19 protein-coding genes and 1 pseudogene are annotated in these 20,735 nt (G+C 41.4%); 9 read left to right on the forward strand and 11 right to left on the reverse strand.

Translation table 11 applies throughout. The features are described from left to right. Nucleotides 1-13 precede the first annotated feature (13 nt). From LEP1GSC192_RS13090 to LEP1GSC192_RS13105, 3 genes are all read right to left on the reverse strand, one after another. Nucleotides 14-646, reverse strand: a complete 633-nt coding sequence (locus tag LEP1GSC192_RS13090; RefSeq protein WP_036090161.1) for a hypothetical protein — start codon at nucleotides 644-646, stop codon at nucleotides 14-16. A 164-nt stretch (nucleotides 647-810) separates the two neighbouring features. Further along, complete coding sequence (locus LEP1GSC192_RS13095) at nucleotides 811-1,428, reverse strand: response regulator transcription factor (protein WP_020770395.1); 618 nt, start codon at nucleotides 1,426-1,428, stop codon at nucleotides 811-813. Between the two features lie 340 nt (nucleotides 1,429-1,768). Beyond that, entirely contained in the window at nucleotides 1,769-2,641 is an 873-nt protein-coding gene (locus LEP1GSC192_RS13105) for an alpha/beta fold hydrolase (protein WP_036090099.1), read from the reverse strand. A gap of 90 nt (nucleotides 2,642-2,731) precedes the next feature. On the opposite strand from LEP1GSC192_RS13105, the gene LEP1GSC192_RS13110 reads away from it, so the two are divergent. The 6 genes and pseudogenes from LEP1GSC192_RS13110 (at nucleotide 2,732) to LEP1GSC192_RS13135 (ending at nucleotide 9,894) form a co-directional block, all read left to right on the forward strand. Continuing rightward, nucleotides 2,732-5,074: an ATP-binding protein gene (locus LEP1GSC192_RS13110; RefSeq protein ID WP_020770417.1), complete on the forward strand. Its 2,343-nt coding sequence runs from the start codon at nucleotides 2,732-2,734 to the stop codon at nucleotides 5,072-5,074. A 22-nt stretch (nucleotides 5,075-5,096) separates the two neighbouring features. Then, nucleotides 5,097-6,608 (forward strand): annotated as a pseudogene (locus LEP1GSC192_RS13115) (response regulator). Between the two features lie 18 nt (nucleotides 6,609-6,626). Next, the gene (locus tag LEP1GSC192_RS13120; RefSeq protein WP_020770458.1) at nucleotides 6,627-7,616 is read left to right on the forward strand and encodes a phosphotransferase; all 990 of its coding nucleotides are present in this window, start codon (nucleotides 6,627-6,629) and stop codon (nucleotides 7,614-7,616) included. A gap of 1 nt (nucleotide 7,617) precedes the next feature. Next, nucleotides 7,618-8,343, forward strand: coding sequence for an NTP transferase domain-containing protein (locus tag LEP1GSC192_RS13125; RefSeq protein WP_020770442.1), 726 nt, complete (start codon nucleotides 7,618-7,620; stop codon nucleotides 8,341-8,343). A gap of 393 nt (nucleotides 8,344-8,736) precedes the next feature. Next, nucleotides 8,737-9,303, forward strand: coding sequence for an RNA polymerase sigma factor (locus tag LEP1GSC192_RS13130; protein ID WP_020770498.1), 567 nt, complete (start codon nucleotides 8,737-8,739; stop codon nucleotides 9,301-9,303). A 12-nt stretch (nucleotides 9,304-9,315) separates the two neighbouring features. After that, the gene (locus LEP1GSC192_RS13135; protein ID WP_020770366.1) at nucleotides 9,316-9,894 is read left to right on the forward strand and encodes a ClpP family protease; all 579 of its coding nucleotides are present in this window, start codon (nucleotides 9,316-9,318) and stop codon (nucleotides 9,892-9,894) included. A 3-nt stretch (nucleotides 9,895-9,897) separates the two neighbouring features. Here LEP1GSC192_RS13135 and LEP1GSC192_RS13140 read toward each other — a convergent pair whose 3' ends face one another. Next, a complete protein-coding gene (locus LEP1GSC192_RS13140) occupies nucleotides 9,898-10,797 on the reverse strand; it encodes a hypothetical protein (protein WP_020770306.1) in 900 nt (299 codons plus the stop codon). Nucleotides 10,798-11,466: 669 nt separating this feature from the next. After that, the gene (locus tag LEP1GSC192_RS13150) at nucleotides 11,467-12,807 is read right to left on the reverse strand and encodes a glucose-6-phosphate isomerase (RefSeq protein ID WP_020770409.1); all 1,341 of its coding nucleotides are present in this window, start codon (nucleotides 12,805-12,807) and stop codon (nucleotides 11,467-11,469) included. Nucleotides 12,808-12,942: 135 nt separating this feature from the next. Here LEP1GSC192_RS13150 and galK point away from each other — a divergent pair, with 135 nt between their 5' ends. The 3 genes from galK (at nucleotide 12,943) to LEP1GSC192_RS13165 (ending at nucleotide 15,392) form a co-directional block, all read left to right on the forward strand. Then, nucleotides 12,943-14,121, forward strand: a complete 1,179-nt coding sequence (gene galK, locus LEP1GSC192_RS13155; protein ID WP_020770348.1) for a galactokinase — start codon at nucleotides 12,943-12,945, stop codon at nucleotides 14,119-14,121. A 202-nt stretch (nucleotides 14,122-14,323) separates the two neighbouring features. Continuing rightward, nucleotides 14,324-14,743: an STAS domain-containing protein gene (locus tag LEP1GSC192_RS13160; protein WP_020770403.1), complete on the forward strand. Its 420-nt coding sequence runs from the start codon at nucleotides 14,324-14,326 to the stop codon at nucleotides 14,741-14,743. A gap of 10 nt (nucleotides 14,744-14,753) precedes the next feature. Continuing rightward, complete coding sequence (locus LEP1GSC192_RS13165) at nucleotides 14,754-15,392, forward strand: uracil-DNA glycosylase family protein (RefSeq protein WP_020770292.1); 639 nt, start codon at nucleotides 14,754-14,756, stop codon at nucleotides 15,390-15,392. Here the strand turns inward: LEP1GSC192_RS13165 and LEP1GSC192_RS13170 are convergent. From LEP1GSC192_RS13170 to LEP1GSC192_RS13195, 6 genes are all read right to left on the reverse strand, one after another. Next, entirely contained in the window at nucleotides 15,364-16,122 is a 759-nt protein-coding gene (locus LEP1GSC192_RS13170) for an AraC family transcriptional regulator (RefSeq protein WP_020770490.1), read from the reverse strand. The genes LEP1GSC192_RS13165 and LEP1GSC192_RS13170 overlap by 29 nt on opposite strands. Further along, entirely contained in the window at nucleotides 16,115-16,285 is a 171-nt protein-coding gene (locus LEP1GSC192_RS13175) for a pathogenicity locus domain protein (protein WP_020770350.1), read from the reverse strand. The genes LEP1GSC192_RS13170 and LEP1GSC192_RS13175 overlap by 8 nt, the downstream gene beginning before the upstream one ends. A 72-nt stretch (nucleotides 16,286-16,357) precedes the next feature. Beyond that, nucleotides 16,358-16,933, reverse strand: coding sequence for a hemerythrin domain-containing protein (locus LEP1GSC192_RS13180; RefSeq protein WP_020770430.1), 576 nt, complete (start codon nucleotides 16,931-16,933; stop codon nucleotides 16,358-16,360). A gap of 134 nt (nucleotides 16,934-17,067) precedes the next feature. Then, nucleotides 17,068-18,981 (reverse strand): B12-binding domain-containing radical SAM protein, encoded by a 1,914-nt coding sequence (locus LEP1GSC192_RS13185; protein WP_020770379.1) that lies wholly within the window; start codon nucleotides 18,979-18,981, stop codon nucleotides 17,068-17,070. A 74-nt stretch (nucleotides 18,982-19,055) separates the two neighbouring features. Beyond that, entirely contained in the window at nucleotides 19,056-19,427 is a 372-nt protein-coding gene (gene lep, locus LEP1GSC192_RS13190; RefSeq protein ID WP_020770331.1) for a LipL41-expression chaperone Lep, read from the reverse strand. Continuing rightward, complete coding sequence (locus LEP1GSC192_RS13195; protein WP_020770427.1) at nucleotides 19,411-20,475, reverse strand: lipoprotein LipL41; 1,065 nt, start codon at nucleotides 20,473-20,475, stop codon at nucleotides 19,411-19,413. Before LEP1GSC192_RS13195 ends, lep begins: the two co-directional genes overlap by 17 nt. Nucleotides 20,476-20,735: the final 260 nt, after the last annotated feature.

The raw sequence follows: 20,735 nt of genomic DNA on the forward strand, positions 1-20,735 counted from the left end.
TATAAATTCTTAATTAAGCAGCCCTTAATCTGTAAAAACTCCAATGAACTATAAAGATCCTGGACATTAATAAATATAAAGCCTTCCCGTTTTGCTTGGATTCCACTGCCGATTCGAAAGCGGAGATCAATTCCTTTAAAATTTCCCTTTCACCTAAATCCGAAACCTGTGCCAAATCGATAGAAGATAAATTTTCATCTTCGGGAAATCTAAGGTCGTTCGACTCTAAAAGTATTTCTAAAAGTTTTTCCGCCTCTATGAGTATGGATTCTACGGTCTTATCCGGCTCTTCCGGTCCATTCAATAATGAATAGATTCCGTCCGATAATTCTAAAATCAAATCGCCGATCGCAGAATCCTCTCCGTTCTCGAACGTATGATTGACCTCGTCCAGTTTAGCTCTTAATAAGGATCTTACTTGTGAGAAGGAGTTTGCAGCATATTTCATTTCTCCTTCGTCCATAGATTCCTCGAAACCCTGTAGCCAATCAGGCCCAGTAGGCTCGAAGTCGTCCCAATCCGCCCATAATGACTCGCAAGCCAAAAAAACTTGATCCGTAGTACTTCCAACATGTTTATAAGTGGATACTACTACTGCGAGACGAGCCAGAGCTTCGGACCATTCCGTTTCTCGGATCTCCATCATGCCGTATACCATACACTAGTAACAATCCGATGAAAGCAAGTTTCCCTATTATTCCGTATTAACTAACTTTTTATTCCAAGCTCTTAAAAAACTAAACTTTCCGTGTCACAAAAACTAATGCGTATTGTCGCAGTAAAATTAGACCATTCGGATTAGTTATCTTTTTAGAAACGCGAATACTTACGTACCAGGTCCACTCTTGAGTTTACTTGTAACTTTTTGAAAATACTTTTGATCTGTATCCGCACAGTACCTTCTTTCGTTCCAAAGTTACGCGCGATTTCCTTGGTCCTATAACCGTTGATGATATGATTCAGAATCTCCTTTTCTCTCGGAGTTAACGAATGGGTTTCCTTTGTCGGAGATTTCCTGAAAAAAGAAATCACTTTGGCTGCCGCACCTGGAGAAAGTATCCCGCCTTCTCTCATCACCATTCTCGCTACTTCTTTTATATCTTTCAGATCTTTTTTCAAAACAAATCCTACTGCGCCAGCTTTCATTGCCTGTATCAAAGCATCGTCCGTATCTAACGTAGAAAGCATAATGTATTTGGGATCGTTGTCAAAATCGGATCTCTCTTTAATATAATCGATCCCGGATTTACCCGGAAGGATCACATCCATAAATACAAGATCAAATTTTTTTTGGTGACTTTGTGATAAGTCCTCGGTAGAAGAAAAAACTTCCACTTTGTCCACCTCTTCCATCACTGAGAGAGTGTTTGCGCAGTTCAGAGCAAACTCGGAATTGTCTTCAACTATAGCGATTTTTACTTTTTCCATTTTTATCCGCCAACCGGCCCCTTGTATTACGGTTTTTGATTCTAATTTCTATATTCGTTTTTCAAAAAACTCGGACGAAGTTAGGTAGATTTTTTTTAATTTTATAGAATGTGATAAGGAGCAAGAGTTGATCCTTATTTTCCGGAACGATATTATCCGGAATTTTTTTAAATTTTTTCGAATTATAGTGTCTGTCTTTTGTATTTGAGAGATAAATTTTCCAAACGTTAAAACAGCAATAGATCTCATTAGTTAATAATTTATTTCTAAACAAACTTCCTTTTTGACACTACAATCCTTCTCCCCTATTTAAAGAGATGAAGGTCAGGAGTATTAATTTTTAAAGCCAAGAATTGATCTTTTCCGCGACTTCTTTAGGTCTTTCCATATGGAGAGCGTGTTTCGAATGCGGGATCCACACCAATTTACTTTTCTTTAAATATGAATGTAACTTTTTAATCATAGGAGGATCGGTGATCGGGTCTTCCGTTCCGGAGATGATCAAGGTCTTTTGGGAAACTGCAGAAAGTTTTTTACCTAGAAAAATTTCCTTCTCCCTATCCAGAGTATTCTCCGTTAAATATCGGTGAGCCAGATTATTCCACTGACTTAAGAGCGCTCTTTTTGCGAAACCTCCTAACTCCGGAACATTCTCCTGATATAATGCGGTAAGAAGTCTTTCTATTTCTTCCGTTTTAGAAGGGAAAAGTAATTTCCTCATTTCGTCTCTTTGCGGATGAGGGATACCGCCGGGAGAAAGTAGCACAAGTCTCTGCACCCTTTTTTCTTTTTCCGAATCACGTATGGCGATCATCATCGCGATCAGAGATCCCATGGAATGTCCGGAAAGTACCAGATCGTTTAACGCCAGTTTGCGGATCGAACTGTAAAGAAGGTCCGCGAATATGTCCACTTGGTACAAATATTTCACTTTAGGAAGAGGGCTGAATCCGAAACCTGGAATATCCGGTACCAAAAGATTGAAGTCATTTCGTAAAAATGGAGCCAGTCTCCTAAAACCTGTGGCAGAATCTAGAAGTCCGTGGATGAAAAAAAGAGTTTTATCGGAACCTTGGGCAGAAGGCCTCTTCAAAAAGAAAATTTTGTGTCCGCCGAGGTCTACATGGAGGCGCTGAAAACCCAGCTCCTTCTCCATAAATCGAATTTTTTGCCTGGTATAATTTCGAAGAAAAAGTTCGTATACAAAATCCATAGATTGGGCCAATGATTCCATCTCTAGTCGAATCTAGCAAGGAATCCAAATCAATTTTATGATCTGGAATTCCGATATTATATACAATTCATGAAGAATCGGGAATTAGTTCTACTGTTAGAGAAGGCCTTCTTTCCCGCCCAGGAAGGGATTCTAATTTTAGAACCCGGCAGTTACAGTATACTCGGTTCCAATCCAAAGGCTTGTTCCATCTTGGGTTACGATCCTGATGGACTAAAAAAACTAAGCCTCAGTAATTTACTCGCTCGACCGGATAGTATCGGAAGTTACGGGAACGGAGCGGAGGAATTAGGCATCTCTCTTCTCTGGAATTTAAGAAAAAGGGACGGCACACTTCTTCTTGCCGATTTTACGATCAACGCTTTTTCCCAATCCCCTAACTCACCGTTAATTTTTCATATCTACCAAAGATCGGAGATCAGAGAGATAGAACTTCGATTGTATTATCTACAGAGTATCTTGCGAAGTCTCCGGCTTTTAAAACTGAATTTACGATCTCTCCGCTTAAGTTCCGAGAGTACATTATTTCAAAAAATCTGCGATACTCTGAAAGAAAATCCTCATTATAGTTTGGTTTGGGGTTTTTATAGGAAAGAAGACGGATCGGATCAAATACTGATTCAATCCGATCTGGATTCTAAGTGGAGAAAAAATTTAGAGATCGCTTGGGAAGAAAAAAAATCCAAATCTCCATTCGAAACTCTTTTAGACGGAAAGGAACAATTCCATATTCATGAATTCGGTTCTAATCTGTATCCTGAATGGGAAGAAGCGTTAGTCGCCAAAGATTTCAGAAGGTCCTTAAGTTTGATTATTCGCGAAGAAGGTAAAATTATAGGCGGGATCCAGATCATTTCAAGGGAGAACATGGCTTTCGATTCCGGAGAGAACTATTTGTATTTCGAGATAGTGGAAGATCTACTCTCTTCTCTGCAATATTTGCGGATCGAAAAACAAAGAAGAGAAACGGCAAAAATCCTACAATTCCAAGGGGCCCTATTAAATTCGCTGGAAGTCCCTCTTTTGTCGACGGATGACGAAGGATTTATCACTTATGTGAATAATAACATCAGTACCTTATTAGGTATTTCTAAAGAAGAAATCATAGGTGTCCAGGTAAGAGAACTTCTGAAATTGGAACCGGAAGCGATGGATATGATCCTTTTAGGTTCCAGAGCGGAGACCAGGATCACGATCCGAGGCAGACATGAAGTTCCCTTTTTATTAGCTTCTTCTTCCCTAAAAGACGATTATGGGAATAGGATCGGAACCATATTGCTTCTTTTGGATATTTCCGAGCAGAAGAAGAACGAAGAACTGATCCGAGCTTCCGAGATGAAACTCAGGAACTTATTCGCCTCCATGAATAATGGGATCGTAATATTGGATCCACAAGGCAAAGTGTTGGAAGTAGCCCCGATTCTGAAATTTTTCTTATTTCAATTCTTGAACGTTGATGTGGATGACGAATTTCCCTCTCTATTCCCGGAAGAGGCTCAAAAAGGGATCATGATAAAATTAGAGGAATGTATTCGCACTCAAAGAGCGGCCTATTTCGACTTCTCCATGGTATTATTAGGAGAGGAAGAAAATTACTTTTCTATAAAGTTCCTTCCGCTCAAAAAATACCAGGACTTCCCTGTTGCCGCAATGTTAATATTCTCCGACGTGACACAGACCAAAATTTTGGATAGGCAATTGTACGAAACCGCAAAATTCGCATCAATCGGTGAGATCGCTGCGGGAATCGCTCACGAAGTAAATAATCCTCTACAATCCAGTTTATTATATCTGGAAGATCTATTAGAACATGAGGATCCGGATCCTATAGAAAGAAAAAAAGTATACAAAAGAATAGAAGGTGCCGCCTTGCGGATCAGAGATCTGATCAAAGGACTTTTGGATCTAGGAAGAAGGGCTCCGAGAAAAAAGGAACTGGTCTCTCCTTATTTTATTCTCCTGAGAGCATGCGAACTCATCGAGGTAAGTTGTAAAAAGAATGGAATCGAATTGAAACGAGTTACTAATCCGGAACTTCCTCAAATCCATGTAGCTTGGCAAGAGATCGAACAGGTATTGATCAACTGTCTAGTAAATGCAGTTAACGCGATTTCCGAAATGGAACATAAACCGGCAGTTCCGTTGATACAAGTTTCCGCACGAAAAGAATTATATTTGAACGGAGAGATGGTGAGTTTTACCATTCAAGATAACGGCCCCGGAATGAACGCCGAAGTCGCAGAAAAGGCTTTTTTACCTTTGTATACGACTAGGAGAACCAAACAGGGAACGGGACTCGGATTGACTATCTCTCAACGGATCATCACCGATCACGGCGGAACCATTCACTTGGAATCCAATCCTGGACAAGGCACCAAGGTCACCGTCCGAGTACCCGTAGGAAAGATATGATGAACCTATTCATTAAAAATATATGACAAGGGAAAAAAATCCCAACGTCCTGATCATTGACGACGAAGCGGAAATCAGGACCGCTTTGGAACGTGTGATCTCCAGAGAAGGATATCATGTTTTTCTTGCCGAAGATTTCGAATCCGCAATGAGGATCGTAAGGGATTATGCGGTGGATATCGTAATTTCCGATATCCTAATGGGCGGCAAAGACGGGATCGAAGTCGCAAGAGAGATAAAAAAGTATAATTCCAATATTCCGGTCATTCTTATCACAGGCAATCCTCAACTGCATACTGCGGAAGAAGCTCTTAGAAATAAAGTATTCGATTATATTTCCAAACCGGTAAGTAGGCAAAATATCTTAGCGGCGTTGGAGAATGCACGCAAAGAAAAAGAAGACAGAGATAGAAAATCCAAAAAGATCATAAAGGCAGTTCGGGAGAAGACCCATCTCGCACAACAATCTAAAGATTTAAATTATCGTAATAGTTTGATTTTAGAAACTACGGGGGATTGTGTGATCACTCTGGACGAGGATCTACTCATCCGAGGTGCAAACGAAGCTACGATCCGAAATTTCGGATATGATGAAAATGAGATCGTAGGACAAAAGATCACACTTCTAATCTCCGAGGAAAACACGGATGCGTATCTGGAAAGGATCGCACACTTAATGAGCCGTAAATCCGACCATAATATCGCCAGATTACATAACGCGGAATTGGTGAGCAGAAGCGGAGAAAAATTCAATTTTGATATTTCCGTATGTAGATACGAACTAAACGGTAAAACTTATTACACAGGTATAGCAAGAGATATCACTCAAAAGAATATTATCTCCTAAAAATTGATCGATGCGGAGAGAAGAGCATTTTTAACTACGATCGCCTCAAGCATTGGACATGAAATAAATAACGCACTTACTGCTATCCAAGGTTTTATAGAAGTTGCGAGACTTCCCGACGCGGATGAACCGATCAAAGATAAGGCGATCTCCGTTACCTGGAATCAGATCACTAAATTAAAGAACCTGACTTTCAACCTGCTTCAACTCGGAAAACCGGGAGATACAGGCAGAGACAAAGAAACCTTAGACCTGAATGAAGTAGTGGAATCCGTAATTGAAGTTTTTAGAAAGACCACTCGTTTAAAATATTGTGAAATAATTTTTAACAGAAATCCCGACAAAACACCCGTTCATTCTAACGCGGACCAGTTAAGCCTTTTATTCTCTAATATCTTTTTAAATTCTGCGGATGCGACAGATAATAAAGGAAGAATAGAGATCTCCGTGGGAGAAAAAAATCATCATCCAATGGTCAAGATCAAGGATAACGGAGTCGGAATGAGCAAGGATATTTTGAATAAGATCTTCCAACCTTACTTTACGACTAAAAAAACAGGCCAAGGAACAGGCCTCGGAATGTTCGTGGCAAAAGAAATTGCCGACGTATTCGGCATCCGAATAGAAATCGATTCGGAGCCGGAAAAAGGTACCGAATTCCGCTTGGTCTTTCCGGACAAATTGTAGAACTAGCCATACGCGGCTATGAATGAAGTTTTAAGTGAGATAGATTTTCGTTTCCTCTCGATCGAAGGAAACTTTCCGGAAAAAATCGACTCACTTACTCCGGAAGCCTCTGCACGTAGATATTATCGTGCAACATATCCAGATGGAACCACTAAGATCCTGTGCAAGGACCAAGTCTTTCAACACGACTTCCAAGAAGTGGGCCATTTTTTAGAACACCACGGATTTAAGGTCCCTAAAATATATAAGACGGATGTGTTTAACAAGCTCATGCTTCTTTCCGACGAAGGAGATTTGGACTTAAGTTCCGTACAAGACGATGCGGAATATAGGAATTTTTTAGTAAAATCTTTGGAATTATTGGTTTCTCTCCAAAAAACCAGGCCTGAACCTCCCGTTTCGACTCGTGAATTCGATTATGAAAAACTGAATTTCGAGAATAAGTTTACGTATTCTTCATATACCAATTTTTCCGAGATGTTCCGACTGAAGACCAAACTCAGACCGGAGGTCGTTTTTTTCCTGGAAGAATCTTCCGGATTTTTAGCGGAATATAAAGAGAAGGTTTTCTGCCATCGGGATTTTCACGCTAGAAACATCATGCTTTCCCCATCAGGAGAATTGACGTTGATCGATTTCCAAGACGCGAGAATGGGGACCCCGTTTTATGATCTTTCCAGTCTGTTATACGACGCTTATAGACCGATCCCGTTTGCCATGAGACAGGGACTCTTTCTTCTTTTTTTAAAACTGAGCGAGAATAGATTCAAAAAGCCTAAAGAATGTTATTATTTACAATGTTTACAAAGATCCTACAAGGCTCTTGGATCTTATTTCATGTTGGTGGCGGAGAAAAAACAGGACAAGTATAGAAAGAGTATATTCAATTGCTTGGATAATCTACTGGAGATCGTGCAAGTGGGACTATTTCCGGATCAACTCTTCCTATTCTTTCATCTCTTAAAAAAAGAATTATCAAACAATACACTATTCTTGGAAAAACTCTAAGATGAAGGCATTTTTTCCATGCGCAGGTTTCGGGACCAGGATGGGAGAATGGACCGAGTCTCTTCCTAAACCACTATTAAAAATCAATAATATTCCTCTCATTTATTATTCTCTGTTTCACGCCAAATCTTGGGGAGTAGACGACGCGATCCTTAACATACATTATTTGGGAGAAAAAGTAAAAGAAGAGCTAATAGGTTTTAAAAACTTCCAACTACACTTCTCCACGGAATTTCCTGAAATATTAGGAACAGGAGGCGGAATTCGAACAGGAATCGAAAAATTTTGGAACTTACAAGATGACTTTTTAGTTTTAAATCCTGATTTCATTCTGTTCCCGGAACCCGGATTTAATCCTTGGCCGAATCCGGAAGAACAAAAAACATTCGATTGTATATTATATTTATCTAAAATTCCCGAAAATTCGAATTATACCGGTCTGAGTTTAAAGGACGATATGATCCGATTCGAAGCGGGAGGATATTTTTATCTGGGACTTTGTTGGATGAAGGCAGAATGTCTTTCCGATCTGGAGCCGAACCGACCTTATGACCTAGCGGATACGTTCCGTCAACTTTCCGCTGAAAATCGCCTAGGCGGAAAAATTTTCCCCGGAACATTTTTGGATCTGGGAGAAAAGCAGTTTTACGAGAAATACAAGGATACCGATTTTTCGGACAGGCTTTCCAGTGATTGGAAAAAGTTTAGGAAGAGAATTTCTTCTTAAACTTTTTCGAGCTCGCTAATTCAGCCTATTCATTATTTTCGCACGGAGAACACAAAGCACACAGAGTTTTTAATACTTTATTAATCCTCTGTGATCTCAGTGCCCTCTGTGCGAACTTAACCTTTGCGTCTTCGCGGCTCTGCGTGAGTTTATAAAGCACCAAATCGGGTCCGGGGGTTCGCAGGAAAAATATTCCCCGGAGAGGGGGAAGCGAAAGACGAGTGTAACTCGGCTGAAGCGAGGGGGAGACCTCCCCCGCCACATGTAGGAGTTCCAACACCTCGTTCAACACCACATTAACATCCTATCTAGACCAAGGTCAAGAGTCCCGAAAATGCAAAAATAGTTTAGATCCGTACACCCCAAAATGGAAACTGGGACCCTCTAACAGATATGCGCGATTTTAAAGTACTAGTCACAGAAGCTTCCAAAGGAGAAGAACCGGCTTGGACGGAGTTAATGACCCGTTTCGAAAAATACGTAAGTAGCCAAGCCGTCAAAAGAATCCGGGACCAATCCAAAGCGGAGGATCTAAGCCAAGAAGTATTTTTAGAAGCTTGGAAAGTCCTCCCAACGCTGCGGCAGCCGGAAGCGTTTCCGTTCTTACTCAGAAGGTTGGTACTGAAACATTCGGATCGTATCTTAAGAAAAAAAGATCTGCTTGGGACCGAATTAAATCCGGAAATCACCAAGGCCGCACCTCGTTCCGGAGATAGCTGGAGAACGGAAGTGTTAGATGCATTAGAAGAACTTCCTAACGAAGAGAAACAACTTTTGAACCTGAGATATTTCGGCGAGTTGAGCTACGAAGAGATCACCGAAAAAACAGGGATCCCGATCGGCAATTTGAAAAACCGTTTGAGAAGAAGTAGGGAATTATTACGCAGACAACTTTTGAATAAATCGGATAGAAAAGATTGGTTGGAAGTCCTACATGGACCTATGGCAATCGCTTCTTGATTGGAGAGTAGAATGACAGACACTTTAGTTGAACCGATCCAATTTCCGGGACTTCGCCTGGAGGACAACCAGCTCAAAGAGAGGAAAATTTTTCTTTGGGGACAAGTGGACGATCTTTCCGCAAAACATGTGGTGGAGCGTCTATTATATCTTTCTAATCAAGATCCGGAAAAGGATATTACTCTTGTAATCAACAGTCCGGGAGGTGCAAACACTTCCGGTATGTCCATTCTAGATACTATGGATCTGATCCCGAATGATGTGAGTACCGTTTGTATGGGACTTGCTGCAAGTTTCGGTGCATTACTTCTTCTTTCCGGGACAAAAGGAAAAAGGTTCGCGTTCCCACATAGCAGGATCATGCTACACCAACCTCATGTTCCGGGAACCTACCAAGCAAAGGCCACCGATATCGGGATCTTTGCTTCCATGATTGAAAGAGATAAAAAGGAGATCAATCGTATCGTTTCCGAAAGAACAGGTCAACCCTTGGAAGTTGTGGAAAGGGATACCGATCGGGATTTGTGGCTCACACCTTCGGAAGCAAAAATATACGGTGTGATCGACGGGGTATTGGAGAACTGGAAATAGGCATTATAATTTTAAATAGCCTGACAAACACCAAGCACAGACATCTTCCGTAAATGGAAGGTCTTTTGCCTTTGCTACTACGTCGTGTGGGACCGTATGGAAGAAGATCCGATCGTCGACCGACCTTCCGCAGATCTTACAAACCGAAATTTTCCAAGGGGAGATAGTTTCCCCGTCCTTCTCCGCTTGGGAATGGAATCGAAAAGGTCTTATATCCTCGTCGTTTTCCAACTTAGTTCTAAGAGAAAGATATTCTCCATCGAATCCGATCTCTAATCGGAAGACATGTTCTCCTTCCGCCGTATCGAATCTCAGAAGGTTCGGATCCAATCCTATTTCCTTAAATTGTAATATAGCTAATGCGATCCCTATCTCTCGCCCTTCTTCGTCGAAAGGATAATCTTCATAATATTCGGAAAGATCTCGGTAGGATTTTGCTCTGGAAAGATATTCCGTTAGAGCTTCTTCCGCTTCCGACGTAATAGGAGCCAGATTTGCGATCTCTAAAGAAACTCCTGAACCGGAATGGTAGATCGTAGTCCTAAGTATGGAACCTTCTTCTTTTAACCGATCCCTTAATTTTAACGGATTGGAGAAGTCCCAATTGGTCTCGAATTCAGCCTCTCTTTCGGTTAAGGATTCCGAACTGAGAGGATCCCAGCCTTTTTCCAAATAGTAGGAATTCCTACAATTCTCTTTGAAGGCCATTTCCAGGAGTGAATAAATAAGGGAAAGAGAAGGAGGAAGAATGTCCGTCTTTCGGTAATATTCCAAGCAGAACCGTAGATAATTCTCCACATTGGATTTATAATATTGCGAAAGTACCACTCCATGAAGGACGATCTTTTTTCCGAGTTCCATTCCTCGGATCAAACGTTCCTTTTTGGCTAATTCTATTTCCATCCGCTTACGGAGTTTTAGCTCCCCGCAAAAAGTATCGGGAGATTGGGGCCTCTGTCTGCCTTTTTTTATCGATCTATACCTGAAAAAGGAACCGATCCCAGGAAGGGCCTAGGGCCCAAAACCTGGGACCGGTTAAATTGGTGCTATATTGGATGGGAAAATATTGCGAAAACGGATCTCCGAAAATTCTATTTTGAGCGTGAAACTCATGCAACGCTTGGTTGAAAGCAAAGCACGGCTAGAGCCATTTCTCGGCTTTCGAATCTTAGATTAGGAGTTAGAAGGTGGAGGAATATTCAGCAGATGCTGAGATAATAATTTATTGTGTTGGAATTGAAACCTATCCTGTCGGGAAATATCTGAGTTAGAGAGACCTGGGGTGTTTATTTCAGAAGTTAAAAAATCTCCCCAAACCATTTCCGAAGGATCGGTGGTTTCAACGAGATCGCTTAATTCTTCTATATCGGTCTCTTGTCCGATGATTGTCTGTGATTGTTCGGACTTCTTCCCGGGATAAGGGCTGTTGGATGATCCGGAATGCAGAAAAAATAATAGAGTAAATAGGGCTAAGGAAGCCGAAACGAACCTTAGTTTTTTTCCTCTTAGGACCATACTGATCTAATCCGAAACCTAAACGAATCTCTGTCAAGCGTTTAGAGATCCTTTTTCTTAGACCCCTTTTTTGCGAAGAGATTCCCTTAAATTTTCAAACCCTGGTTTTCCGAGTAATGCGAACATATTTTTTTTATACGCTTCCACTCCAGGTTGATCGAATGGATTTACACCCAATACATTTCCTGAAACTCCGCATGCTAATTCGAAAAAATACATCATTTGGCCTAAACTATTCGGGCCTGTGTCTGAAAATAAGATCTCCAAACAAGGTATTCCCCCTTCCGAGTGCGCCACAAGAGTACCAAGAAATGCCTGTAAGTTCACTTCTTCCAAATTTTTGGAAGCTAAAAAATTCAGACCATCCAGATCGTCGCCGTCTTTAGGAATTAAAACTTTTGCTGCGGTGTTTTTGGAATACAGTACCGTCTCGAAAATATTTCGTTCTCCTTCTTGCAGATATTGGCCAAGAGAATGTAGATCCGTAGTCAGTTCTACGGAAGCGGGAAAAATTCCCTTACCTTCTTTACCTTCGCTTTCTCCGAATAATTGTTTCCACCATTCTGTTAGAGTACGGATAGAAGGATTATAATTTGCGATTACTTCTATCTTCTTTCCGGAATTATAAAATAGATTTCTGTAAGCTGAATAAATGCAGGCGGTATTTTTATGAGGAGAACTTTCCGAGATCAAAAAGTCGGCAGCTTCCGAAAACCCTTCCCAAAAAGCGAATATGTCCACTCCGGCGGCTGCGATCGGAAAAAGTCCGACAGGAGTTAAAACGGAATATCGTCCGCCTACATTATCCGGAATTGAGAAGGTGGTAAACCCCAACTCATCGGACATTTTACGTAATGCACCTTTAGAACTGTCGGTTGTTGCTACGATTCTATCTTTCGCCTTTGCACCGTATTTTTTTTTAGCAAGATCCCAAAGTAAACGAAATGCCAAAGCAGGTTCGGTAGTGGTCCCGGACTTGGAAACCACATTGATGGAAAATTCCCTTTTCTCTAGATATTCTAAAAGTTCAAAATGATAACGTGCATCTAAATGATGTCCCGCATAAACGATCTCGGGTGATCCCAAACTAGGAGATTTGAAATACGGTTTGGAAGCCTCTATCACTGCCTTGGTTCCCAGATAAGAACCTCCGATCCCGATCACTACGATCGTTTCGGATTGTTTTCTGAATCTTTGTGCCTCGGAATGAATTCGTTCTAATTCTGATTTTTGGATCTGTTGGGGAAGTCGCATCCAGCCTAAAAATTCGGAACCTGGAGATTTGCCGGACAAAAGATTTTGTAACGCAGAACCCGACTCTTTTAATAAGAGTTCGAAAGATTGGGGATCCGCAAACTCCGAGGCAAATCTATCGTTTATTTCTAAAGAAAAAGCCATCGGTATTCCTCAAAATCGGACATCCGAGACAAATTACTTATGTTAATTGGAATAGCAAGGAAAAACGAAATAATTCAACCTTCTAATTTTCCAAAATCCCTTGTAAGTATTTAGTCTTAGATTTTATTTTCCAGAATGACTCTTTCTATCCGAGAGAATCTTTCTTCTTCTCTTTCCCGTATTTTTACCGATACCCCTGACCTTGGTCCCATTCGTTTTTTCTCCGCCCCGGGTAGGGTGAATATCATAGGAGAACATGTGGACTATGCGGGAGGTCTGGTCTTTCCTGCGGCAATCGATTTCAGAACCCACTTCGCGATCCGAACGAATCAACTCGGACTTTTCCGATTGTATTCTTTGGATTTCCAATCCGAATTTGTAACAAAAGATGTAACCTATTCCGAAGAAAGACCTTGGGCAAATTATATCCTAGGAGTTGTTTCAGAGGCACGTAAATTAGGTTTAAATGTAGAAGGTTTCGATCTTACCTTTACGGGAAATATTCCCCAAGGTGCGGGACTTTCTTCTTCTGCGGCGTTAGAAGTTGGGGTGGCATTTGCACTTTCTAAAATTTTTCACTGGGACATCACCCTAGAAAAGATCGCATTACTTTCGCAAGCCGCGGAAAATCATTTTGTAGGTGTTAACTGCGGGATCATGGATCAGTTTGTGATCGCTGTGGCGAAACCTTCTTCTTGTATTTCTCTGAATACGGAAAGTTTGGAATATTCTTATCACAGTTTGGATCTTCCCGGTTACGAATTCTATCTGATCGATTCTCAGGTCCCGCACAGTCTAAAGGAAAGTGCGTACAATGACAGAAGAAAAGAAGTAGAATCCGCGACTTCGAAATGTAATAAACTCTCTCCCGACGTGCGGACTTTAAGCCAGGCGGACTTCTCCCTTATAGAAAAAGCAGGACTGACTCCCAACGAATACAAAAGAGCAACTCATATACTGGGCGAAAGATCCAGGGCTCAAAACGTTATCCGCTCCTTAAAGGATAAAGACGCGGAGAAGGTCGGAAAAGAATTGTTCTCTTGCCATGAATCACTTTCCAAAAACTTCCAAGTCTCCTGCGAAGAAACGGATTTTATCGTAGAATGGTTCCGTTCTGAAAACGTATTAGGAGCCAGAATGATAGGGGGAGGTTTCGGAGGTTGTGTCCTAGTTTTGGACAAAGAAGGCAGATCTTCTTCCTTATTCTCTAAATTCGAAAAGGAATATTTCCAAAAATTCGGACTAAATGCTAAGCTCTATAAATTCTCTATCTCGGAAGGTGTAAGAGAAGACACTTACGTTCCGCTCCAATAATTAGACCTCATTAAAATATTTAGTCGGGGCCTCAAGAGTATAGGCCTTTGGGGACAGGCTCTTAAGAGATATATTCTTTGGTGTTAGAAACCGGGATAATGCATTCATCTCGCGAGAGCGTGCAAAAAACGGGATAAAATCCTTGCAGAAACCGCTAGTACTTCGATAGTCTTCGCATTCGGTAAAAATAAGCGACCACACTATGGCAGATACTCCTTGGAACCTGGACAGTAAAGATTTCGATCATGACGCACCTGAGTTAGGTGTATTTCTAGACCAGGACAATATTCCGGACGGTCTTCCCAAAGAAGCAGTGGTGGTAAAAATTTCGGGTGAGATCAATTTATATTCAGCCCAGATCATGAAAGAAAGATTCTTTCATCTACTCGATCGTGGATTCATTTATCTTTTAGTGAATATGGAAAGTGTGAAGTACATAGATTCTTCCGGACTGGGAGTTTTTATGGCAACACATTCCAGACTAGTCAAAAGCGGCAAGGGTGGAATTGCGGTGTTCTCCCCTTCTTCCCAAGTGAATAAAATTTTAGAACTTACCAAATTAAAAAGTCTGATCCGAGTCGGCAGTACTTCCAACGAAGCATGGAAACTTTTAGCGCCTTGACCCGTTGGCGATGAACGATTCCAAAAAATTCAAAAACCATTTAGATACATTAATTCATTGCAGACTCTGTCCTGACATGGTGGGCAAACCTGTGCATGGCGGTATTCCCGGGGCAAAAATTATGAGCATAGGCCAGGCTCCGGGCATCCATGAAGAAAAATTCGGAAGACCATTCGCTTATACGGCCGGAAAAACCTTATTCAAATGGTTTTCTTCCATAGGAATAGAAGAAGAGATATACAGATCTAAAGTGAATATGGCTGCGGTTTGTAGATGTTTTCCTGGCAAAGCAAAAAGTGGAGATAGAAAACCGAATCCATTCGAAGTGAAAAATTGTTCCAGATATATTCGTTTCGAAGTGGAATTTAATCGACCTGAATTGATTATCCCGATAGGAAAATTAGCGATCGATCAATTAATGGAGGATCAAAAATACAAACTCGACGATGTCATCGGTAAAAAGTTTAAGAAAAACTTTTATGGAGTGGAATTAGATTGGATCCCTTTGCCTCATCCTTCCGGATTAAATGTTTGGAATCATTCCGCGGAAGCAAAGATACTGATCGCAAAATCCTTGGATTTGATCCGAAAACACCCCGCAATCAAAAGGGAATTTTTTTCTAAAAAGAAAGATCTAAGCCCGAATTAGCGTTTCGGCGAAACCATTGTTTTGGACTGAATCCTGTCTTCTTCTTAAATTCACGGATAAAATGGGCCTGATCGTAATATCCGGCCTCTAACGCAAGTTCAGTCAAGCTGGAAGAAGAATTATAAAATTTGAATATATTCCTAAAACGTATAAGTCCGGTATATTCCTTGGGACTTAAACCGACCCTGGACCTGAAACCTCGTTCTAAACTGCTTTGACTTATTCCCAAATCTTCCGCTAAACCTTTGATCCCGATCTCTCCCAGCGAGGATTTGATCCTAAGAACCGCCTCCCTTATGAATTTTTCCTTTTCTTCTTTTACAGGAAGAAGATGCCGAAATTTTTCCAAGGTCCGAGAAACATCCAGCCCTTTGTAATCCGCCTCTTCACAGTCCGCCATCAATCTAAAGATTACTTCTTTGGGAAACAGATCTTCTAAAGACAAACTTGAATCACTAATCTGGTCCATCGGCACAGTGATCATTCTTGAAAGTAATAAAGGAGAAATATAAACTAAAAGTGATTTTGTATTTTTTTCGGAGAAGAATGTCCTTGGGCCTCTTAAGATCCCTGTGATCCCCGCCTTCGAAAGATTCTTAGACTGTTTTCCTGAATGTAAAAAAATCCTCCCCTTTGTCTGGACACCAATTACACATTCTTCCCCCGGCAGAACCGTATAGGTTTCGGGAGATTCTTTATTGCTCCAAAAAATTCGGATCAGATCAGACAAGCTCTTTGTCCTTCCAGAACCGCCATTTCATTTTTTCCGGTTCTAATTTTGCATGTTCCGCTTTGCTACGAACTCCCAGATCCCAAAGATCCTCCGCAATTACCTTGCCCACCCCGGGAAGAGCGCGAAATTCCTTTAATACCTCGGATTTATCCGACTTCATACACAGAGCTTATAGGAAGTCGACCCAAAAATCAAGCGACTTACTCGGTTTAAAAGAAACCAATCCCGCAGTTCAAGAATAGGTCTTTAACATTTCTTCGAACCTATTTTTGATCGGTGTTGGCACGTTCGGGATCAAATATTTGGCCCAAATTTTTAACTCCTCTCCTTGTAAAGAATTCATGATCTCTTTTTGGTGATCCTCCAATTCCGGATCTGAAAAGTACAAATGTAATCTTACTTGAGTTTCCTCTTCTTCCCTAGTCATATGAGAAAAATAATCCGTTTGGAACCGAATTAGTTTTGTGTAAAATTCCTCCGAGTGGAACTGAACCTGTTCTATTTCCGCTTGGAAGCGATCTAAAAGAGATTCCAGTTTTTCTATCTTTTCTTCCAGATATCTGTGCTCTTCTTTATCTTTGAGAGAAGTTTGAGGATCCTTTTTTTCCAAATGTCTGAGACTGACTCCTTCTTCGTCTCTTGCGTGTATTTTTAACATTTGAAAAACTTCTTTTCCTAATTCGATAAGTTGGAGTGCATCTTTTGGATCGGAATAATCGGTCCTTCCCGATTCTTGTACTAATTTTGAGATCCCATAGCGGATGGCTTTATGAGGGAAATCGTATACTTTTTTACGGTTGGTTTGCATTTTACTCTCCGGTAATGAAGAGATACTAAACGCAATTCAAAGGGAAAAATTGTATAAAATCGTCAGGATCGGATTTTTCTCAGCATCATCCGATTTTTTTTAAAAGAAAATTCGACCTTATTTTCCGAGCAGGTTTATTTCTCCGAATATCCTAAAACTTCCCAACACCAACGTTTTTCTAACGTTCTGTCTGAAAACGTTACCGATTCAGGGTCGGAGTTTTCTTTTAGGATTTTCCAAGCGGCATAGTTCTCGTTTTTAGAAATGATCCTTGCTCCAGGAAATTCTCCTCCGAGTTCCTCGGACTTATTCACCGCCTCTTCCCATTCCATCTCCTGGAAGACGGGGATATATTCTCTGATCTCCGAAACCCATTCTAAAGGAAAAGAAACTCCATAAGGGAGAACAAGAACGATCCTATGCAACATATTCTCCCCTCTATGGGCGAGTGTGCGAGAAAGATAAGACGCAGGGACCTTGGAAAATTCTTCCATTATCTCGGTGACCAGTTCGGGATCGAAAGTAGATCTAGGATATAATACCAGGTCCGTGACTGCAAAAGGATCTTTGTTAAATCTGAAATTTAGTCTATCAAAGAATTCTTTTTTAGATTTTTCTAAATTGTTTCCTCTCCACCAAATCGAAACATGTCTGGCTCCGGAAACGGAAAAATCCTCTAATCCGAATTTTTCGGATAACCCCGGAGAAAAGGAAAATATATCGGGAGCAGCGGGGTCAGGATCGGATAATAAACTGCGGGGAGTTTCATCCAACCTTCTATCCAATCTCTCCTCCGAGCGGAACAAAGTGGAGCTAAGCGCTTCCGGAGTAAAATTGGGAGTTCGGATCACTCTGTAAGGAGGTTTAGGAAGATATATCAATCCTTCGGACTCGGCATCTTTTCTCATCGCAGTTCCGGGTAGAATGGACAATGGAAATACCTGGACCCATTCTCCCAGTCCATGTCCGTAAAAGAATTCGATTCCTTCCATCACATCGTCAGGAGTATCTCCCGGAAGTCCGATGATCAGATCTAGTAAAAGTTCGATCCCTCGATCGGCCAACATTCTAGCGGCTTCCGCTACCTTTTCAGGACTCCCGAAACGTTTTACACGTTTTAAGGTTTCCTTATTGATGGATTGCATGCCGAGTTCTATCCGATTAAAACCGGCTAATGCGAGTTTGTCGGCAATCTTTTCGGTAATACCTTCGGATCTCAATTCTCCGAACATTGTCATAGATCTGTCGGAATTCACATCTATGATCGCGTCTAAAAAATCCTCAAAGCCAGGCCTATGATTGAAGGTCGGATCTAAGAATACCAACTCTTTGGCTCCCTTGTCCTTCAAGCTGGAAAGAAGTTTGATCGTTTCAGGTATATCCAAAGTCCGTAATACATTGCTGCTCTTCGGATAAAAACAATAGGTGCATTGGGATCTGCACCCTCTTACCGTTTCTAAGTACGTAGATCTTGCAGGATCCACAGGCACGAACCCTTGCAGATAGGGAGAAGGATAACTCGTAAGAGGAAAGGAAGCATTCTCTTCTTTGGAAAATATTCCCATCTTTCCATCGAGTTCTCTAACGGCGATATTCGGTAATTTTCTAGGATCTTCTTTTTTGAGAAGAGTCTCCATTAGGGCGAAGAATGTATGCTCCGCTTCTCCCGAGACTGCGATATCGTATCCTGTTTCCGAAAGAACGAACGGATTGTCCGGATTTACTTCAGGCCCACCGATCAGGATTTTAGTGGATGGTGATCTACGTTTTACTTCTTTTGCGAGATGAAGACTTCTTTCGGTATTCCAAAGATAAAGTGAGAAGCCCAAGAACTCAGGCTCGTCTTTTGCGATCCTATCCGCAAGCTGGCTATCCCCTTCCTTGTCGGTGATATCCGGATCCAACACTTCCAGCTCCAGGCCTTTTTTTTCTAGGCCATTCTCCCGAGCAGAAACTGCCAAACAGCCCGCAGCCAAAGGAACGTTCCCTGTAGCGGCAAAGGCCGTCGGAGGAGGAACTGGCAATTGTACTAATTTTAACTTTGCCATAGGAAGTCTTTGAGTACAAAACTTTAGACTTCTCCGGTTTCTACAATCCGGAAATAGTGGGGTAAAAAGGAACCCTAACCTTCACTCTCCGCTCTTTTAGGAGCCAGTTGTTTACAATCCTGTAGATCTACAAACTTTTCCTTAGAGAGTTCGCATTGCACTTGGAGTAAACTTTTGTTTTCTACACAACTTCTAATGATCGCTTCGCTGGTCTCCGGTTTTAGCACGGATCTTAACATCAATGCTTGTACACCTTTTTCCATTGTTTCGTCGTTCGCGATCAGTTTGGATATATGGATCTGAGCATCCGAACATTCTTCCAAATTCGGTTTCGTTCTTTTGCAATCGGACAAGAAGAATACGCTACATAAAAGAAAAGCGGACGTTATCCGCCCGCTTTTCTCGAAACCGAAAGAAAGTTTTACTTTCTTACTTTTCAGTGTCATCAACGGCAGCTGCCGCTTCTACACGTTTACGAAGTTCTCTCACGTAGTTCTTGTCAGCTCCGCTGAGTTTCATCGCATCTTCGTAGTATTTGATAGCCTTTTCAAAGTCTCCGGCCTGGAAGTAATAAGTTCCGAGGTTTGCTTTCGCTCCCCAAGACTTTCCGCCGGCTTTTTTATCGGCCTTATCCCAGTTCTCTTTCGCTTTTTTGAAGCTAGGAGTTTCTCCGGTGATCTCATGGTATCCGTCTTCCAGATACGATGCCACTTCTGGATCTTCGTCTTTAGTGAATACTTCGATCTTCTCAGTTTTAACTTTTGGAGAAAGTCTGTCTTTGATGTAAAGAGCAGCTTCGTCTAAAGCTTTTCCGAAAGAGTCGAGAACGGAAGGGCAATCCAAGTTACCTACTCCTGCGTCTACTTTTGCAGGATTGGAAACTACAGCCTTTTTAACTTCTCCAGTTTCTACTTTGATCAAAGTAGCGTCTAAAGGAATGAGCATATAACGGATACCGGTTTGTTTGCTGATCGGTTGGTTTCCGGTATCAACTTGTTTTCCAGTTGCGATAGAAGCAAGCGCTCCACCAACTTTCAACGCAGCTGCGCCGTAATCCACCATCATCTCGCTTCCGCACTCGGTATATGGCTTTTGATAACCGATATGAAGAATCGCCTCGGCACCTAATTGGTTTCCGAGTTTAACACGACTTTTGGTAATTCCTGTAAGAGTTAAAGATGCTTCGTTGATAGAGTCAGCTCTTTTACTCAGGTCGATCAGTTTGTAATAGGTTTCCTTGTCGAAAGCTTCGAAAACTTTAGAAGGCATTTGATCGATAAAGCTGGAACCTGCTCCGAAAACGGTTTCCCAAAGACTTTTTTGGGGTTTTTCGACTGCTAAACCTACGTTGCGGATAGAGCCGAGGAATTTTTGAAGCTGGCGTCCCTCTTTTGATTTAGGAAAAACAGGGTATTCGACTTCCACTTTTTCGCCGCAGTTGGAAACCGAAAATGCCAATGCTCCTGTGAGGAGCAGAGCAGAAATTTTTTTCATTGGGTTAATACCAATCCTTTATGGATGATTTTTAGGAGTAACTTCGTATTGATCCTTGTATTTCTTTTTCTGTCAATTTATTTTAGAATACCGTCTGTTAGAGGCAAAAATCTGGGAATCGGCAGGGATCAACGACTTGTTTTGGGCATCGAACCGATTATAAACACTTGCAAAACCTAGTTCTTTCGGCAATTTACCATTTAGATTGCCGGACTCTGAAATCCAGGAGTCGAAATTAAAAAGAGATAGAACCGCCAAAA

The organism is Leptospira sp. B5-022, from assembly GCF_000347035.1.
Classification (GTDB): domain Bacteria; phylum Spirochaetota; class Leptospiria; order Leptospirales; family Leptospiraceae; genus Leptospira_B; species Leptospira_B cinconiae.

Coding starts and splice junctions, on each gene's coding strand:
- LEP1GSC192_RS13105 (WP_036090099.1), bottom strand. CDS start 2,641: ATGGATTTTGTATACGAACTTTTTCTTCGAAATTATACCAGGCAAAAA.
- lep (WP_020770331.1), bottom strand. CDS start 19,427: ATGACACTGAAAAGTAAGAAAGTAAAACTTTCTTTCGGTTTCGAGAAA.
- LEP1GSC192_RS13110 (WP_020770417.1), top strand. CDS start 2,732: ATGAAGAATCGGGAATTAGTTCTACTGTTAGAGAAGGCCTTCTTTCCC.
- LEP1GSC192_RS13165 (WP_020770292.1), top strand. CDS start 14,754: ATGAACGATTCCAAAAAATTCAAAAACCATTTAGATACATTAATTCAT.
- LEP1GSC192_RS13120 (WP_020770458.1), top strand. CDS start 6,627: ATGAATGAAGTTTTAAGTGAGATAGATTTTCGTTTCCTCTCGATCGAA.
- LEP1GSC192_RS13150 (WP_020770409.1), bottom strand. CDS start 12,807: ATGGCTTTTTCTTTAGAAATAAACGATAGATTTGCCTCGGAGTTTGCG.
- LEP1GSC192_RS13095 (WP_020770395.1), bottom strand. CDS start 1,428: ATGGAAAAAGTAAAAATCGCTATAGTTGAAGACAATTCCGAGTTTGCT.
- LEP1GSC192_RS13125 (WP_020770442.1), top strand. CDS start 7,618: ATGAAGGCATTTTTTCCATGCGCAGGTTTCGGGACCAGGATGGGAGAA.
- LEP1GSC192_RS13130 (WP_020770498.1), top strand. CDS start 8,737: ATGCGCGATTTTAAAGTACTAGTCACAGAAGCTTCCAAAGGAGAAGAA.
- LEP1GSC192_RS13090 (WP_036090161.1), bottom strand. CDS start 646: ATGATGGAGATCCGAGAAACGGAATGGTCCGAAGCTCTGGCTCGTCTC.
- galK (WP_020770348.1), top strand. CDS start 12,943: ATGACTCTTTCTATCCGAGAGAATCTTTCTTCTTCTCTTTCCCGTATT.
- LEP1GSC192_RS13195 (WP_020770427.1), bottom strand. CDS start 20,475: ATGAAAAAAATTTCTGCTCTGCTCCTCACAGGAGCATTGGCATTTTCG.
- LEP1GSC192_RS13135 (WP_020770366.1), top strand. CDS start 9,316: ATGACAGACACTTTAGTTGAACCGATCCAATTTCCGGGACTTCGCCTG.
- LEP1GSC192_RS13160 (WP_020770403.1), top strand. CDS start 14,324: ATGGCAGATACTCCTTGGAACCTGGACAGTAAAGATTTCGATCATGAC.
- LEP1GSC192_RS13180 (WP_020770430.1), bottom strand. CDS start 16,933: ATGCAAACCAACCGTAAAAAAGTATACGATTTCCCTCATAAAGCCATC.
- LEP1GSC192_RS13185 (WP_020770379.1), bottom strand. CDS start 18,981: ATGGCAAAGTTAAAATTAGTACAATTGCCAGTTCCTCCTCCGACGGCC.
- LEP1GSC192_RS13140 (WP_020770306.1), bottom strand. CDS start 10,797: ATGGAAATAGAATTAGCCAAAAAGGAACGTTTGATCCGAGGAATGGAA.
- LEP1GSC192_RS13175 (WP_020770350.1), bottom strand. CDS start 16,285: ATGAAGTCGGATAAATCCGAGGTATTAAAGGAATTTCGCGCTCTTCCC.